Annotated in this window: 14 protein-coding genes; 4 read left to right on the top strand and 10 right to left on the bottom strand. The window is 43.8% G+C overall.

All coding sequences use genetic code 11. The features are described from left to right. The 6 genes from AC57BQ_RS02120 to AC57BQ_RS02095 form a co-directional block, all read right to left on the bottom strand. Complete coding sequence (locus AC57BQ_RS02120; protein WP_496404703.1) at positions 1 to 1,452, bottom strand: PepSY domain-containing protein; 1,452 nt, start codon at positions 1,450 to 1,452, stop codon at positions 1 to 3. 2 nt (positions 1,453 to 1,454) lie between these two features. Further along, on the bottom strand, positions 1,455 to 3,806 hold the full coding sequence (locus tag AC57BQ_RS02115) for a TonB-dependent receptor (RefSeq protein WP_496404702.1): 2,352 nt from the start codon (positions 3,804 to 3,806) through the stop codon (positions 1,455 to 1,457). Positions 3,807 to 4,097: 291 nt separating this feature from the next. After that, positions 4,098 to 4,469 carry a hypothetical protein gene (locus AC57BQ_RS02110; protein WP_090464143.1) on the bottom strand — a complete coding sequence of 124 codons (372 nt, stop codon included), beginning with the start codon at positions 4,467 to 4,469 and terminating at the stop codon, positions 4,098 to 4,100. Between the two features lie 58 nt (positions 4,470 to 4,527). Then, positions 4,528 to 4,884 carry a hypothetical protein gene (locus AC57BQ_RS02105; protein ID WP_496404701.1) on the bottom strand — a complete coding sequence of 119 codons (357 nt, stop codon included), beginning with the start codon at positions 4,882 to 4,884 and terminating at the stop codon, positions 4,528 to 4,530. A gap of 166 nt (positions 4,885 to 5,050) precedes the next feature. Next, positions 5,051 to 5,416, bottom strand: a complete 366-nt coding sequence (locus AC57BQ_RS02100) for a hypothetical protein (protein WP_496404700.1) — start codon at positions 5,414 to 5,416, stop codon at positions 5,051 to 5,053. A gap of 266 nt (positions 5,417 to 5,682) precedes the next feature. Continuing rightward, entirely contained in the window at positions 5,683 to 6,780 is a 1,098-nt protein-coding gene (locus tag AC57BQ_RS02095) for an acyltransferase family protein (protein WP_496404699.1), read from the bottom strand. Between the two features lie 192 nt (positions 6,781 to 6,972). On the opposite strand from AC57BQ_RS02095, the gene AC57BQ_RS02090 reads away from it, so the two are divergent. Further along, positions 6,973 to 7,272, top strand: coding sequence for a hypothetical protein (locus AC57BQ_RS02090; protein ID WP_090464134.1), 300 nt, complete (start codon positions 6,973 to 6,975; stop codon positions 7,270 to 7,272). Between the two features lie 3 nt (positions 7,273 to 7,275). Here AC57BQ_RS02090 and AC57BQ_RS02085 read toward each other — a convergent pair whose 3' ends face one another. After that, entirely contained in the window at positions 7,276 to 8,508 is a 1,233-nt protein-coding gene (locus AC57BQ_RS02085) for a DUF3179 domain-containing (seleno)protein (RefSeq protein WP_496404698.1), read from the bottom strand. A gap of 206 nt (positions 8,509 to 8,714) precedes the next feature. After that, positions 8,715 to 9,515 carry an acetolactate decarboxylase gene (gene budA, locus AC57BQ_RS02080; protein WP_496404697.1) on the bottom strand — a complete coding sequence of 267 codons (801 nt, stop codon included), beginning with the start codon at positions 9,513 to 9,515 and terminating at the stop codon, positions 8,715 to 8,717. A 164-nt stretch (positions 9,516 to 9,679) separates the two neighbouring features. Between budA and AC57BQ_RS02075 the strand changes: the two genes are divergently transcribed. From AC57BQ_RS02075 to nhaA, 3 genes are all read left to right on the top strand, one after another. Further along, complete coding sequence (locus AC57BQ_RS02075; protein ID WP_496404696.1) at positions 9,680 to 10,387, top strand: DsbA family oxidoreductase; 708 nt, start codon at positions 9,680 to 9,682, stop codon at positions 10,385 to 10,387. 132 nt (positions 10,388 to 10,519) lie between these two features. Further along, a complete protein-coding gene (locus tag AC57BQ_RS02070) occupies positions 10,520 to 11,671 on the top strand; it encodes an MFS transporter (protein ID WP_496404695.1) in 1,152 nt (383 codons plus the stop codon). A gap of 71 nt (positions 11,672 to 11,742) precedes the next feature. Continuing rightward, positions 11,743 to 13,041: a Na+/H+ antiporter NhaA gene (gene nhaA / locus AC57BQ_RS02065; RefSeq protein ID WP_496404694.1), complete on the top strand. Its 1,299-nt coding sequence runs from the start codon at positions 11,743 to 11,745 to the stop codon at positions 13,039 to 13,041. Between the two features lie 102 nt (positions 13,042 to 13,143). Here the strand turns inward: nhaA and AC57BQ_RS02060 are convergent, their stop codons facing one another. Beyond that, on the bottom strand, positions 13,144 to 14,274 hold the full coding sequence (locus tag AC57BQ_RS02060; RefSeq protein ID WP_496404693.1) for a glycoside hydrolase family 26 protein: 1,131 nt from the start codon (positions 14,272 to 14,274) through the stop codon (positions 13,144 to 13,146). Between the two features lie 52 nt (positions 14,275 to 14,326). Further along, on the bottom strand, positions 14,327 to 15,535 hold the full coding sequence (locus AC57BQ_RS02055) for an AGE family epimerase/isomerase (RefSeq protein ID WP_496404692.1): 1,209 nt from the start codon (positions 15,533 to 15,535) through the stop codon (positions 14,327 to 14,329). Position 15,536: the final 1 nt, after the last annotated feature.

Raw genomic sequence — 15,536 nt, 5'->3', positions numbered from 1 at the left:
TTATTTATTCTTAATAAAAGCGGCAAAGCCAAACAGCGATACTACCAGCACACCCAGCGCGGCCAGCATACTTACAATATCGCGGATATCCTTACCGGCCCAGCTCATACCAAAATATTTATGCAGGAAGATGAAGGATAAACCTTCGGCCCTGTCGATACCACCAACTTTGGTAGCCAGTTTTGATGAGGTGGTTTCGATATACCAGTTATCGCCATTGGGATAACTCACCCGTGCAACCGGCAGGCGTTTGTTGATAAAGCCGTATTCGTTATTAAACTGCTTGATCACATCTACTTTTACCCGGCCTTTATATGTTTTTAGGCCAGAGGCTTCGGTGTGATAATAGCTGCTTAAAAAGCGGGCATAATCCTCGTCGGCCAATTCCCGTTCTTTGCCGGTTTGGGTATCAAAATACAGCACCTCTTTTTTGTTGTCAACCACCTGGTAAAAGGTATTGCCGTTAAAATTCACCAATCCTGTTTGTTTGATGGTGCTATCGGCAATGGGTAAGGTGAGGTTGGATACGACTAATTGTTTGCGGGAAATCACCTGTCCGTAATCAGCTTTCGCGGGTTCGTTATGATACAGTTTTACCACCAGGTGAAAAGCCCCGCTTATCACAAAGGTGAACATCACAAAAGATACAATGAGCCCTATCTGCCGGTGAAAACGATGTACAAAACGTTTATCCTCGGTGCCTTTAGCTTTGCGGTTTTGCTGTATGGTTTTAAACTTTTTCCAGAACAGGCCGTAGATGGCGAGCCCGCTGATGAGCGAGAATAACATCACACACATGATAGCCAGCAGGAACGCGTTGCGGAAAGTATCGCCGGCAATATCGGCCAGGAACTGCCAGGTATGGAACTGTTCAAATACCCAGAGCATGGTTTTCCGGGTGTTGTTGTTAAAAGTGCCCATGCGGTTATGGCCGGTTTCAATATAAACGTCCATGCCGTCGGGGCGGTTAAAGGAAACTTTCCAAACGGGCAGCAGGTGATTGATAGGCTGGTATTGTTCGTCGAAAGTGGTTTGCAGCAGGATGCTTTTCAGGGTAGATGTAGAGTCCTGTGTAAAAAAACGGGCGAGATACTCGGCATACTGCACATCGCCATTAGGCAGCAGTATACCATCGGTGGCCGAGTAGTATTGGTAAACACTATCGCGACCCAGCACCTGGTAAAAGGTGCCTTTGTTAAAATGAATGAGGTTAAAATTCCGCAGCTCGTGCAGGTTGTTCTTATCCATCACTTGCTGAAGGGACAGAGCCGGCTGCATTTTGCTTTGCGACAAAGGTTTAAACACCTCCTTAGCGATAGATGGCCTGAACCAATTTGACATAAAAGGGTGCGACAGACCGCTCAATGTCCAAAAGATCACCGGTACCAGGCCTATTAAGCCCAGTACACGATGCCATTTATAAAAACTACTTTTTATTGCTGATGATGCCATGATCAATATTTTGAAAAGGAGTAACTGATGCCCAAAGTATAGGTACGCGGCGGCGCGGCATTATATGTATCGCCGTACTGGTTGCTGGTTACCGTAGTGGCATACAACTTGTTGGTTAAGTTCATTACGTTAAACCAGATGCCCGCCCCTTTGATCACGCTGCTTTTAATATCATAGCCCAAACGTAGGTTATAAATATCGTAACCGCTGTAAGTTTTGGTATTGGCCGGGTTGGTATAGTATTGATTGATGTGCTGCCACTCAGCAGCTATCCGGAAACCCGGTAAATACTGGGGCTTGTAGGTCAACTCCGAATTGGCTATCCAGGCGGGGGCATTGTTCATGCGGTTACCGTTATAGCTGATCACCGTACTGGTTCCGTTGCTGGTGCGTACCTCGCTGTATTCTACATAAGTGTGCCTGGCATTTGTGCCGCTAAACCTGAAGGTCAGTTCTTTAACAGGAGCTACAGTTACAGAATACTCTACACCCCGGTGGCGGGTTGCACCTGCGTTTTGGTTTTGGGTAGTATTATCGGGCAGCAGCTGACTGATGATCTCGTTGTGCCCTTCCATATCAAACAAACTCAACTCAAAGTATAGCTTTTTATTGAATGCCGAAAACCATCCGCCAACTTCGTAATTATCAAAAGTGGCTTGTTTCAATGGTGTTAACTGGCGCGAGCTGTACAGGTCGCCGGTTTCTGGTGGCTGAAAACCTACGCTGTAATTGGCATAGAAACCTTTGTTGTGACCCAGATCGTAAGTTAAACCCAGTTTTGGGGCCAGGATATTAAAATTATTGGTTTCCTGCTCCTTGTACTTGGTTTGACCCGCCGGAATGCTGTTGTTAAAATCATAGTGCACCCGGTCATAACGCAGGCCGCCCACAATGCGCAGAGCCTCTACCGGTTTTACCTCATACTGTAAGTATGCAGCGGTATTGAACAGCTTGATGTTGTAATTATCGATGTACCTGCCGGTATTGGTAAAGCCGGTATAGTAGTTGTTCTGTACGTCTTTGTCGATGTTTAGATACTGGGCATAGTATGAGCTCGGACTATCATCCATATAAACACCGCCAATTAAACGCGAATGCAGAAAATCAATATCCACACGGTGCTGGGCCAGTAAACCGTAGCTCTGGAATTTCTGATCATTCACCTGTCCGTTTGAGCTTAGATATTTGCCGGTATTATCCCGCACATCGGAGATATAATAGCTGGGCAGCTGCGCGGTGGAGTTATCGCGAAAGAAAAGGGTTACAAAAGTGCTGTTCTTATCATCCCACTGATGATCCAAACGCGTGCTGGCCCGGAAAGCTTTTACCCTACGATAAGTGAAACGCTGATTGGCGCTATACTTACGGCTGTAAAAACGGGTGCTATCCAAACTACCCGGTGTTTGGGTGTCCAGGTAATTATAAGCAGCAGCCGTGGTTAAACGGGTGGTGGCATTAAAATCATACGTGGTTTTAAAATTAACCGAGTACTTGTCGAAGTCGGAGTAATCCTGCCAGCTATCTTTTTGATGGGCAACGTACCCACCAACGTACAGGCCAAATTTACCCTGGCTAAAACCACCATCGGCATCAACCCGGCGGTAGTGATAATTATCGCCCTGAACAGAAACATTTCCCGCATAACCCGTAGGCGGCCCCTGGGTAATAAAGTTAACCGCACCACCAATAGAGTTACTGCCATACAACGATGAAGCCGGGCCTTTGATCACCTCGATATCCTTAACACCCGACATATTGATCTCATACAACGAGTTGTGGTTAAAGATCCCCGTAGGGCGTATCGGCAAACCGTCTTCCATATACAGATAAAGTGCGTTATAGGTAATAGGCTGACGAATGGCCATGGTATGCTGCTCGTTACCCAGGTTCACCATGTATACGCCAGCCACCTTGTTCAATAACTGGTAAAGGGCGGTGGCTTTGGTATCTTTTATCTGAGTAGAATTTATCTTGCTGATGGCGATAGGCGCATCCTGACGCGCTTGCCCTTCCCGGCTGGCGGTTACCACAACAGGCTGCAAATCGACGGTAGAAGGTTCCAAAGCGATGTCAAGATCATGCCTTTTTAAAGTGGTTACATCTACAATACGGGCATTATAACCCACCATGGCAAATTTAAGTTTGGTAATACCCTGCGCATTGATGGTAAAATGCCCCTTGGCATTGGTCGTTGCCAGCTTTACGCCGGTTGTTGCATCGGCTTTACATATAGATGCGCCTGCCAGGGCCTCGTGCGTATTGGCATCTGTAATAGTTCCCTGTAAAGTGGTTTGGCCGTACGACCGGGTATAAAGTGATATAAAAAGTATAAATAGACTTAGATATTTTTTCATGAATAAACAATCAGGAGCCGAAGCCCCGGTATAAAATTTAGTATAGGACGATGGGTTTCCCGGGGATCTTTATTGATGCGTTTCAATTTGCAATAGCAAATCAAATCTTCCATCATGTCATTGCGAGCGCAGCGTGGCAATCTCCTCAATATGTTCACCACTTATACGATGAGATTGCTTCGTTCCTCGCAATGACATAGTTGTAGTGTACAATGACAGGCCGCTTTTTACCACACGCAAAAGCACATAGCAAAGTCATCAATCAAAAAGATCCGGGAAAATAAAATGGAATTATCCTAACTGGGGGGGCTGGAAGATGGCACCGTCTGGTTTAACCGGAAGGGTGCAATCATAAGGGGTCACAATAACTTGCAACAAGCTGGAGTGAAATTTAATAACCGTTGAACTGGCTACATAAACTTCCTGAAAGAGGCTCTTTTGCGACTGCCTTTCATCGCTGGCCTGCTTTTCCTCTGCCTGTTTTATCTTTTTCGCGAAATAACATTTACCATCGCAGTGCAACCAGGGTTTATTCCGGTTTTCGCAAAGCTTGGTGGCAATGTAGTTCCTGTTCAGTTCAAAACCCGCGTAAATAAAGAACCGCGAGAAATTAACCGTGATCAGCGAAACGATGAGTAAATAGGCTGTAAAACGTTGCAGCATGTTGCCGCAAAGGTAATAGCTGTACGTTTAATAAGCAATGCCAAATAAAAAATAAGTTTTAATTAGCCCGTTTGAGCACCGTGCTCAGATGCTCTCCTTTATAAACAATATGCATCTGGATAGAATCCGGGTAAATTTTACCGGTATGCGGCGCATTGCCATCGGGCACAGGTACATTGAAGGAGAAATCGCTGCCGTTGATCATGCCATCGGTAATTTGCACATCACCTTCTGGCATGTGTGCTGTACCGGTAAGCTTATCACTATCAACCTTAAAAGTGTAGTTTAATGTAAATATGGTATTGTTAGGCAGCTTTAGTGTGCCTGTCCATTTTCCGTTAATATCCATCACTGCGGCAAAACAGATCACAAAACATATTAATAGCATCGCCGTTACAACTATCTTTCTTTTCATGGGGGCGTTGCAGGCAGCATTATGTTCTTCCTGCTATGGATATACAAACTTTTGGTTAAATAGTTTAACCAAATAAAAAAACCTTACTTATTAGTAAGGTTTTGATAGTGAGGTTTAAGTATGAAAATACTTTAAGGCTCTGTTATTCCATAGTTTGGAATGTGATTTATTTCTTTTCTTCGGGTCTTTTTAACACGGAGTGTACTTTCGCGCCATTGATCTCCAGGTCGATGCCTGTTGAATCACCGTAGAATTTGCCGGTATGCGGAATATCCATGCCGCCTGTAGTAACACTGAATGAAAAAGTAGTACCATCTGTTTTACCGTTAGCTATCTGTACATCGCCATCTGGTGTTAAAGCCGTTCCGGTTAATTTATCGCCATCAATTTTAAAATTGTATAGTAATGGGTATTCGGAACCATCACCCAAAACTAATTTTCCTGACCATTTGCCATTCAGATCAGCAATGGCTGCAAGGCAAACCATAAAGCAACCTACCAACATCGCGGTAGTAAAAAACTTTCTTTTCATAACGTATTTTTTATTTACCTAAGATAATGTGTTTTTTGTTAAAAATCAGTTAAGTGCACATTATTTAAACCATACAAAAATTAAGACAAAACCGCGGTTTAAACAAGTTATTTACCCATTTATTTTTACATATTAACGGAATGTTATTTATCAATGCAAATAATTGACGCTTGTTTGATGACAGCAAATCTGCCTTAGCATGGTAAAATACCTCATTGCGGCTAACTGATCCATTTATCACCTAACAAAACATACAGCTTATTCAATTACAATTTGAAAAATATCCTTTTCTTATAAAGAAAATAACAAAACAGCCATTCCAGTCCAAAAATGCAGATAGTAGCGACTATCACCTTAAGTAATTCACCAGCATTAAACCAACCTAAAACACCATTGCTGATACTGCTGATATAGCCATTGAACCAGCGGCTGCCAACAATTTCAAAAAACAGGTAAATAAAAATGGAGTTCATACCAACAATAGTAAAAAAGGTTAGGTATTTACGATGCCCCAATACATCAACCCACCAATAACAGATGGCTAAAAACCACAGGCACCAGCCTAACGATGTAATTGTAAATGAAGTTGTTGCTATCCGCTTAATTATGGGGGTTATGCTCAATGCGTCAAGACCATAACCAATTACAAGGCAGGCGAGCCCCCAAAGCAGGAGTTGCCTTAATTTATGATTACCGTTTAACAGCAGCTTACCCACCAGTGCCCCTGCAATGGTATGTACAGCGGTTGGGATACAGTTTATAGCTACCCAGCCACCTTTATTGATCTTATTCATGAGTAACAGATCGATATAATTACCAAAATTATGCTGATCGGTAAATGGCTGGTCGAAACCAGGTATGTGGATAAACCGGTAGAGTGCTTCGGTAAGTAACAGCAAACCGATGCATACGCCAATTTGTGCCAGTGGGTTCCATCTTATGATCAGGAAAGCTATTAACGTAGTAAATGAAAGCTGGGTTAATACGTCCCACAGTTCAAAAGATAAGCCTTTCGGACGAACAGCATAATCCAGCACACCCCAAAAGAACAGCCAGCCGCAGCGGATCAAAGTTTTTTTAAATGTTTGGTTCCATGTAACGCCATTACTCCATTGTTTATTTAACGAAAACGCCATAGCCACTCCAGCTATAAACATAAAAACGGGCTGTACCAGGTCCCAAAAATGAAGTCCATGCCATGGATGATGCGTAAATTGCTCTATGAAGCGCCCGTGTGTATGCTCGTACAAATAATCATATATCCCTGTTGACTCTATGGCAAGCAATACCATAATAAAGCCGCGAAGAAGATCAAGGGAGAGCAGGCGTGTGGAGATTGGGTTAGAGACTTGGCTTACAGGCATAAATATGTTTCAATATCAATTGAACAATATACTTTTTAAAGGTAGATAAAAAGTAATTATTTAACCAGAATCACCATTTAAACCATATAAAAGTTAAGCTAAAACCCTTGGTTAAAAAATGTTTTGCCCTTTATTTTTACATATTAACTGAATGTTATTTAGCGGCACAAATAATTGTTTAATTTTGACCCGATGAAAAAGGTGGAAGTATTAAAGCTGATGGACTTGGTTGAAGACATCAAGAAACTTGATGAATTGATTGTTGCCAGTCGTAAAAAAAAGACCTCAGATTTTGTACTGAACCAGTACGAGGCCAAAAAGATCAAAATGGTGGGCTCTATCATCAATGAGCTGGCCAATCCCCCTATTCAATCCATAGAAAGCTACCTGCTCATCAAAAAGATCCTGAACAAGTACTACCCCAACATGCCCGAAGAAGAGCTAATGAGCGATACCGACATTGGTAAAATTGTGGCTGTTATTGAAGGATAAGTATTAATAAATACCCGCCATTGGTTCTTCCATTTCGCCGCCTTTCCAGAAAGTAGTAGCCGGATGAAAATGTTTCCAGGAGCGCCAGTATTCCTGGTAAGCCTGTACTTTGGCCAATCGCTGCCCTTTTTGAGTTCCGGAGATACACAAGCCATCCCAATCCCAAACCGAAGCGGTTTCCAGATCGGTTAGCAAACCATCATTACCCAGGTTAAAATGCAGGGCTTTGCCATTTACGGCAGTATTCCAGGCATGGTAAGTAAGACTATCATGTTCAATACCCAATAGCAACGAGTGGTGGTCAAACTCATCATTAAGCAAACGCTTGTTATTTAAACGACGCCAGTCATATGCCCGCGCTTTTCCATTGATAATTACCCCCACCACCCAGCTTTTACGGATCAACGAATCTTTATTTTTAAGGGTGCTATCGCGATCAATAGCTTGTATGCGGTCATAATTTTTCAGATCGGCGTAATCCGCTGCATACAATTTATCAGGTTGCATGATCAATGAGGTTGGATGTTTTTGCAGCCACGCCCCCAGGGTTGATTGTTCGTAAGGCAATTCCTGTAACTGATGGCCTTTCAATTCACCCACAGCCGCATTACCTGTAGCCTGGTACCACCAGGTCCTGGTACTTTCATCCTCGATAATAGCATTATAATGCCGCGCCCCTACCAGCCTGAAATTTTGCCGGGCACCGTTAATAACCGGATTGTATACCCTACCGGTACGGCACATAGTACAATAGGTTACCAAAACGGGTTGTTGCCCAACCCGGTCCTGCACTTTATGGTGATAGCCCAGGAAAACTACGGGATAGGCTTTGGCCACGCCATTGTTTACAACTCCTATGATCACATAGTTGAGTGGTACTTTATTGGTAAGACCATTAGCAAATTTCACCGCATCGGTTTCCTTAAACATGGTTTCGGCTTTGTAAGCGATATCTGTAAAGTAAAAGCTGCCTAAACAAAGCAGTAGTAGCACCACTTTTACAATTTTACCTCTTACCGTATTTTTCGCGTAATATTTAACCAGATACCAAACAATGAGCAAAGCACCTATAACACGCAAAGGATTTATAATTTTTTCGAGATAATAACATATAGTAATAGCATTCAGATCCTGGCTTCCCGGGAAAGGCATTAATAGGTAAGCATGTACCAACCCTGGTATGATCAATAAGATGATACCCCACCAAAATATCCGCGATCTGTTCTTATGCTCCATTACACTTCGGGGTTTAAGGCAGCATAGCGGTTTGGTGATGGCAAAGGTATGTATGGCATATCAATTTTAGGGTACCGGCTTGCGCCAGTCAATAAGTTTCTAATAATCGGGTTTATAATTATTCCGAATTTATTAAAAATTACTTTTATAAAGAATAGCCATCACCATAATTATTTTTAGCCAAAAGCCTGTCCATTAAACAGGTACTATTGTTTTTTGCCGTTCTCTACACTTTTGATCTCTTCCTTGCGGTCTTTTGTGAAATCGAAATGATCAAAATCAGGAGTTTGCGGTACATCCAGGGTAAAGCTGCTTAGTTGATCAATTTCAACCATAATGTCTTCGGCTATCAGATCAACCACATGCCCACCGAAGGCTTTATCTGTCGACAAAAAGTGAAAATGATAACCGGCAATATGCGGGCCTTCCATAAATTTGGGTATCCGGAAACCGATCAGGTCACCGTTCATATCTGCATGATTAAAAAAGTGTTGCCTGTCCAGCATCGAAGCCAGAGGCAGATATGGCTTTTCAACCGGCGGGAATGCCCTTGTTTTTACCAGTTTAAATTTACCGCTGATGTGGATAGCATAAATGCCATTCTGGTTGGTCAGCAAACTATCCAGGTAACTGTAAAATGCGGCTTTGTTTAATGTACCGCTATGCTTATACACTTTCGCAGCATTAAAAAAGCACACTACCGCATAAGGGGTTTTGCCGGTGTCGGGTATTTCGGTGGTTTTGCCGGTGGCCTGTGTTTGATAAAGATGTCCTTTAAAAATAAGTAATTCACCATCGAGCCGGGCCGGGGCGCCTAAACCAAAATTGCCGTGTTGTTTCAATTGTTTGTAAGGATAATACGAATCATACAAACCTCCAATAAACGCCGAAGCTAAACCAGCGCTGAATAAATTATTAGTATTATCAGGCTTTGCCTTTTGCTGTGCAGAAACCGTAAAGCTGCAACAAATCACAGCCATTAAGAGATAGATAGGGGTATTTTTCATAAATAAGTAATGTGTTGTAAATGTGGCAGCAAAACAATCGTTTTTTCGGCAATCCGGCAAATATTACCAGGTACATTATTCCACGGTATTACAAATTTTACTTTGCTTTTACCGCCGGGTGGCACGCGTATGCTAACTTTGCGCATTCTAAAGAAGGAGAGAACATGAAAATAGAGATATGGTCTGATGTGATGTGCCCGTTTTGCTACATTGGCAAACGCAGGTTTGAAGATGCGCTGCAACAATCAGGGCATCAGGAGCAGGTAGAAATTGAGTGGAAAAGCTTTCAGCTTAATCCGGATATAAAAACCGATCCATCTATCAACATTAATCAGTACCTGGCCGATGCAAAAGGCTGGACACTGGATTATGCTGCCCAACTGAATGATCATGTAACCCAAATGGCCGCAGAGGTGGGATTAACCTATAATATGGACCGCGCCGTAGTAGCCAATAGTTTCAATGCGCACCGTTTTACGCATCTTGCTAAAAAGCACGGTTTAGGCGATGCCGCTGAAGAAGCCCTGTTTAAAGCTTATTTTACCGAAGGCCTGAACATGGACGATAATGACACCCTTATTAAGTTGGGAACCGGCATTGGTTTAGATGCCGCCGAAGTTAAACAGGTATTGGAAAGTGATGTTTATGCCGATGAGGTAAAATACGATATTGCCCAGGCGCAGCAATTAGGGATCCGTGGCGTTCCATTTTTTGTGATGAACAATAAATACGGCGTATCAGGCGCGCAGGCTGTACCGGTATTCCTGGAAACTATCGAAAAATCATTTACGGAGTGGCAACAGGAAAACAAGAAGCCTTCGTTGACCATTATAGAAGGCGAATCTTGCTCACCTGAAGGCGACTGCGGATAATTTGATACCGCAGGTAAATATTTATGTATCAGGTAAATCAAAAAACGATTTAGCCTATTCAAGTTGTAACATATTTGTTATACCTTTGTATATAGGAATCTTAGTGTACTAAATACACTTACATAAATATAAATGATCGACGCGCCGGCTGTACCAACTTCTGTATCAAAAAAAGCACTCCGCATTGCTGTTGGGGCCATGTTTTTTATGGCTGGATTGAGTTTTTCGAGCTGGGCATCGCGTATTGCTACGGTACAGCAAGACATGGGTCTTTCTGACGCGGCATTAGGGGCGGTATTATTTTCGCTCCCGGTAGGTTTAATGTGCTCGCTCCCTTTTTCGGGTTGGATCATCACTAAGATCGGTAGCCGCAAACTGCTTATCGGCGCTTTGTTAGTGTATTCTGTAGCCCTGGTAACCCTGGGCCTGGCCCAAAATCCTTTCCAACTCATTATTTGTTTGATATGTTTCGGATTCAGCAGTAACGCTGTAAATATTTCTGTTAATACCCAGGCCGTAGCCGCCGAAGAATTATATCAACGTCCCATCCTGGCTTCGTTTCATGGTTTATGGAGCCTGGCTGGATTTGTAGGCGCGGGCGTTGGTACATTTATGATCGCCAATCATGTGACGCCTTATCTACATTTTTTATTGATGATGATAGTGATCATGATCGGTGTAATTATAGCTGCACGCTACCTTAAAGATGATAAAGTGGCCAATGCAGGACCGGTTTTCGTGATGCCAGATAGTTCGCTGATCAAGCTGGGCGTTATTGCCTTTTGCTCTATGATATGTGAAGGCGCTATGTTCGATTGGAGTGTTATTTACTTTAAAAAAGTAGTATTGGCACCAACGGCTCTTGTAGGCGTGGGCTTTACCGCTTTCATGCTTACCATGGCTGCAGGCCGGTTCTTTGCCGATAAATTCGCGCATCGTTATGGCTTAAAACGTACCTTGCAGGTAAGCGGTACATTAACAGCTACAGGCTTGCTTTTCGCGGTGGCATTTCCTTATGTGTACACGGCCATAGCAGGTTTTTTACTGGTAGGCGTTGGCGTATCATCGGTTGTACCGATGGTTTTCAGCGCGGCCGGTAAGTCAAAGACCATGCAGCCGGGCGTTGCTTTGGCAGCAGTATCAACCATAGGTTTCCTGGGTTTTTTGGTAGGCCCTCCAATCATTGGTTTTATAGCAGGCTTAGCCACCTTAAGGGCCTCCTTTATCCTGATAGCCTGCATGGGTGTATCTGTAGTGGTGGTATCTACCAAGGCCAAGATCTGATTATTCCCAGCTCAGATTGCCTCTTGCCGAAATTCGGAATACAAAACTTTTAATTTCTTAATTTAGGAGCGATGAGGCAAAAAACCCCAATTGAAAAAATCACCGCGCCGGTAAACAAGTTCATCCATCAGGAACATACCAGTGGTATTGTGCTTTTTATCAGCGTGGTAGTGGCCATTATATGGGTCAATTCGCCGCTGGAGCATTTTTATCATTCCCTGTGGGATCTTAAATTTTCCTTAGGTTTTGGCGGTCATGTACTTGATCATTCCCTGCACCTGTGGATCAATGACGGACTGATGGCCATATTCTTTTTTGTGATAGGCCTGGAGTTAAAGCGGGAGTTTATGGCTGGCGAGCTATCCTCCATCAAAAAAGCATCCTTACCCATGGTTGCCGCATTGGGTGGCATGCTGGTGCCTGCCCTTATTTACTTTTTCATTAATAAAGGTACCGCGTCTGAACATGGCTGGGGTATCCCCATGGCTACCGACATCGCCTTCGCGCTGGCTTTGCTTTCCATCGCCGGTAAACATATTCCCTCATCGGTAAAAGTATTCCTATCCGCCCTGGCCGTTGCCGACGACCTTGGGGCAGTGCTGGTGATCGCTATATTTTACAGCTCGCACATCGCCCTAATGCCTTTAACTATTGGCATATGGCTGCTGGTGATATTGCTCATCGGCAATAAAATGGGTATCCGGAACATTGCTTTTTACCTGGTGATCGGTTTCGGGGTTTGGGTAGCCTTTTTACTTTCGGGCGTACATGCTACCATAGCCGGTGTATTGGTGGCCTTCACTATTCCGGCCCGCACCCGGATTAACGAGAAAAGCTATGCCGATAACCTCCGCTCGCTACTGCTTGATTTTGAGAACGCCATCCCCAATAACAGTACTCTAACCACGCCCGAACAGCATGACACTATCGAAAAAATAAAAGAACTCAGCATGGATGCCGAAACGCCGCTGCAAAAAGTGGAATTTATGCTGCATCCATGGGTAGCTTTTGTAGTGATGCCGCTTTTTGCTTTGGCCAACGCCGGTATTGTGATCGGTGCCAACTTTTTTTCGTCGCTGGCTAACCCGGTGAGCCTGGGGGTAACCATTGGCTTACTGGCTGGTAAGTTTATTGGCGTGCTGCTGGCTACCTGGCTCATGGTAAAACTTGGTGCCCAACTGCCGGCCAAATCTACCTGGAAACAAATTGTTGGTGTAGCCCTGCTGGCAGGCGTGGGCTTTACCATGTCGTTGTTTATATCCGGGCTTGCTTTTAACCAACCCGAAATGGTGGATCAGGCTAAATATGGTATCCTGTTAGCTTCATTACTGGCTGGTGCGCTTGGGGTGTTGGTGCTGAGGAAAGCGTAGATAACCGGGTGAGTCGACTATAAATAGTTCAATAAACCCCTCCCTTCCATCGCACTGACAGCCGCACCCCTCCCGTGGGGAGGGAATTAAAAAAACAACCCACTACTCCCCTCCATTCGGCTTACCATATACACTCAAGGGTGTAAGCCTGTTCTGGAATATCACTTGCGAGCTATTATAAAATTTCACAAAATCATCAGCACTCGTCTGTCCGGGATAGGGTACAAAATAATGACCGGCATTACCATTACGCCAGGCCAGCACGTAGGATAGCCTATGTTTTGTTAGCATGGGTAATAAAACTTTTGTCCACCAATCGGTTTGTGGTATTTGCTCATAGCCTGTTTCGGGTAAGCAGGCTACCTTATGATGTTTAGCCGCTATGGCATCTAAAATAGTAAGGCGTTTATCCAGTTTGGTTTGATAATAGGCAACGTTTTTATAACAATAATTATCAAAGCCAACAAAATCGACATAGTCATCGCCGGGGTAACGCTCCAGGAATTCATCTTCTGAGTCAAAATCGGCCGTTGAATATACAATGAGCAGATTATGCAATTTTTTCTTTTTACGCAGGTAATCCATGGTGAAACGCCACAGGGTTTTAAATTCATCGGCGGAACTGGTGTTTTTACCCCACCAAAACCAACTGCCGGTAAGCTCATGAAAAGGCCTGAACAGGATGGGGATGGCTTCGCCTCCTGAGCCTTTCAGATCGGCGATGTACGCCGCCGCTTTATCCAGCCAGGAAACATAAATATCATGGTATGCTCCACCCGGGATCAGATCTTTGATGGTGTGTTCGGTGTTATCCCAGGCGGTTTTGCCATTGGCCGGGTTATCCATGTGCCAACAGAATGTATTAATACCCCCGCGTTCATAGGCCTCTTTTACCAGTTGTTTTTGCAGTTTAAAAGGGATACCATTAATGTCATTGATACTATCATGTTCAATTTTAGCCAGATCCCAGCCGTATATAGCAGGATATGAACCCGTAACACTTTTTACATCCGAACCATTGGGCTCAAACTTCCAGTTAACACCATAGGCTGTATCGTCATGATGGCCGAACATGATCCCCGCACCTAGCAGGCGCTGCATACTGAAAAAGAGGGCGCTGGTTTCGGCAGTGGCTCTTTTATCACTCGGGCTATATAATTGCGCGCTGGCAAACAAATTATAAAACAATAAAAATAAAGCCGTAATGCTTATGTACCTCAAAACTATATGCATATTTCAACTGATCGGGCAAGCGACTAAATTAATATTATTAAAATTCTTGTGGCTAACCTATTCGCTTAATAATTTCTATACAAGCGCGACTGTTGTGATAGGGACATTTCCATAACCCGGCTTTATCCTGTCCGGCCATAGCGCTACCATCGGCAGCTATTCCCCAAAACCATTCGCCGTTCTGTTTATCCAGTATCTTATCCTTAACAAAGTTCCAGTTATCCATAGAGAAGTTAAGGTATTTAGGATTGCCACTTATTTGCCAGGCATTAAAAAAGCCAATCATAGCTTCGGACTGTACCCACCAGTGTTTTTCATTAATAAGATGCCAGGCTGCAGGTTCGTACTCGTACCCTAAGCCGCCATCGGTGTCAAGCCCTTCTGATGTGGCATCGGCAATTTGCAGGCAGATATTTTTTAGCTGCTTCCCGCGGATCTGATCACCTATCACTTCGGCCGCTTCCAGCAATAACCAGCTGGCTTCAATATCGTGCCCATAGGATACCGTGTCAGACTTTCGGTTCCAGTCCTCATCAAAAAACAGGATAAGATGATGGGTATCCGGGTCAATAAAATGATCCAGGAAATTATCTATCAGGGCTTCTATCTGTTTTTTCAACCCATCATCGGGCCAAATCCGGTACAGGTTGGCATAAGCCTCCAGCACATGCAGATGCGTATTCATGGTCTTTTTTTCATTGGCATCCTTAGAGCTCAGGCGCAGATCATCAATAGGCTGCCAGTCTCGTGTAAAGGCTTCCATATATCCGGTTTTGTCATGATCATAGCTTTTATCAACCAGCAGCTGGTACAGTTCGATGGCCTGACGTTTAGCTGCCTCTATTCCTGAAGCCAGGTAGTACTCACTGAGGCCGTATATGGTAAACGCGCTGGCATAAACCTGTTTTTTGGGATCCAGCTGATTACCCTTTTCATCAACCGACCAATATACCCCACCAAATTCCTGATCGATAAAATGAGCGGTTATGTATTCATAAGCCCGGTGCGCCATTTGCAAAACTGCATCATCGGGTCGATGGTTATAGGCTGCCGAAAAGCTCCACAAAATACGGGCATTCAATACCGAACCTTTCGCTGCTCCGGGAATCACCTGGTTATTTTGATCAATTTTGCCCCAAAAGCCACCGTTCACTTCATCGTGTGTATTTTTAAGCCAATAATTCAGAATGTTACTTAACTCGGTGTTCAGCTCATTTTTATACTTAAGCAATTGTGGTTGAGTACTTTTGTGGTTGATCATT

The sequence above is a fragment of the Mucilaginibacter sp. BGA-UO-ETr-C110 genome (assembly GCF_059567985.1).
This window is presented reverse-complemented; position numbering and strand designations above follow the sequence as displayed.

What these genes read in the sequence shown, in the direction of transcription:
- AC57BQ_RS02090 (WP_090464134.1), top strand. Translation starts at nt 6,973, where the DNA reads ATGAAAAAGGTGGAAGTATTAAAGCTGATGGACTTGGTTGAAGACATC.
- AC57BQ_RS02075 (WP_496404696.1), top strand. Translation starts at nt 9,680, where the DNA reads ATGAAAATAGAGATATGGTCTGATGTGATGTGCCCGTTTTGCTACATT.
- AC57BQ_RS02070 (WP_496404695.1), top strand. Translation starts at nt 10,520, where the DNA reads ATGATCGACGCGCCGGCTGTACCAACTTCTGTATCAAAAAAAGCACTC.
- AC57BQ_RS02095 (WP_496404699.1), bottom strand. Translation starts at nt 6,780, where the DNA reads ATGCCTGTAAGCCAAGTCTCTAACCCAATCTCCACACGCCTGCTCTCC.
- AC57BQ_RS02120 (WP_496404703.1), bottom strand. Translation starts at nt 1,452, where the DNA reads ATGGCATCATCAGCAATAAAAAGTAGTTTTTATAAATGGCATCGTGTA.
- AC57BQ_RS02105 (WP_496404701.1), bottom strand. Translation starts at nt 4,884, where the DNA reads ATGAAAAGAAAGATAGTTGTAACGGCGATGCTATTAATATGTTTTGTG.
- AC57BQ_RS02055 (WP_496404692.1), bottom strand. Translation starts at nt 15,535, where the DNA reads ATGATCAACCACAAAAGTACTCAACCACAATTGCTTAAGTATAAAAAT.
- AC57BQ_RS02060 (WP_496404693.1), bottom strand. Translation starts at nt 14,274, where the DNA reads ATGCATATAGTTTTGAGGTACATAAGCATTACGGCTTTATTTTTATTG.
- AC57BQ_RS02100 (WP_496404700.1), bottom strand. Translation starts at nt 5,416, where the DNA reads ATGAAAAGAAAGTTTTTTACTACCGCGATGTTGGTAGGTTGCTTTATG.
- AC57BQ_RS02110 (WP_090464143.1), bottom strand. Translation starts at nt 4,469, where the DNA reads ATGCTGCAACGTTTTACAGCCTATTTACTCATCGTTTCGCTGATCACG.
- AC57BQ_RS02085 (WP_496404698.1), bottom strand. Translation starts at nt 8,508, where the DNA reads ATGGAGCATAAGAACAGATCGCGGATATTTTGGTGGGGTATCATCTTA.
- nhaA (WP_496404694.1), top strand. Translation starts at nt 11,743, where the DNA reads ATGAGGCAAAAAACCCCAATTGAAAAAATCACCGCGCCGGTAAACAAG.
- AC57BQ_RS02115 (WP_496404702.1), bottom strand. Translation starts at nt 3,806, where the DNA reads ATGAAAAAATATCTAAGTCTATTTATACTTTTTATATCACTTTATACC.
- budA (WP_496404697.1), bottom strand. Translation starts at nt 9,515, where the DNA reads ATGAAAAATACCCCTATCTATCTCTTAATGGCTGTGATTTGTTGCAGC.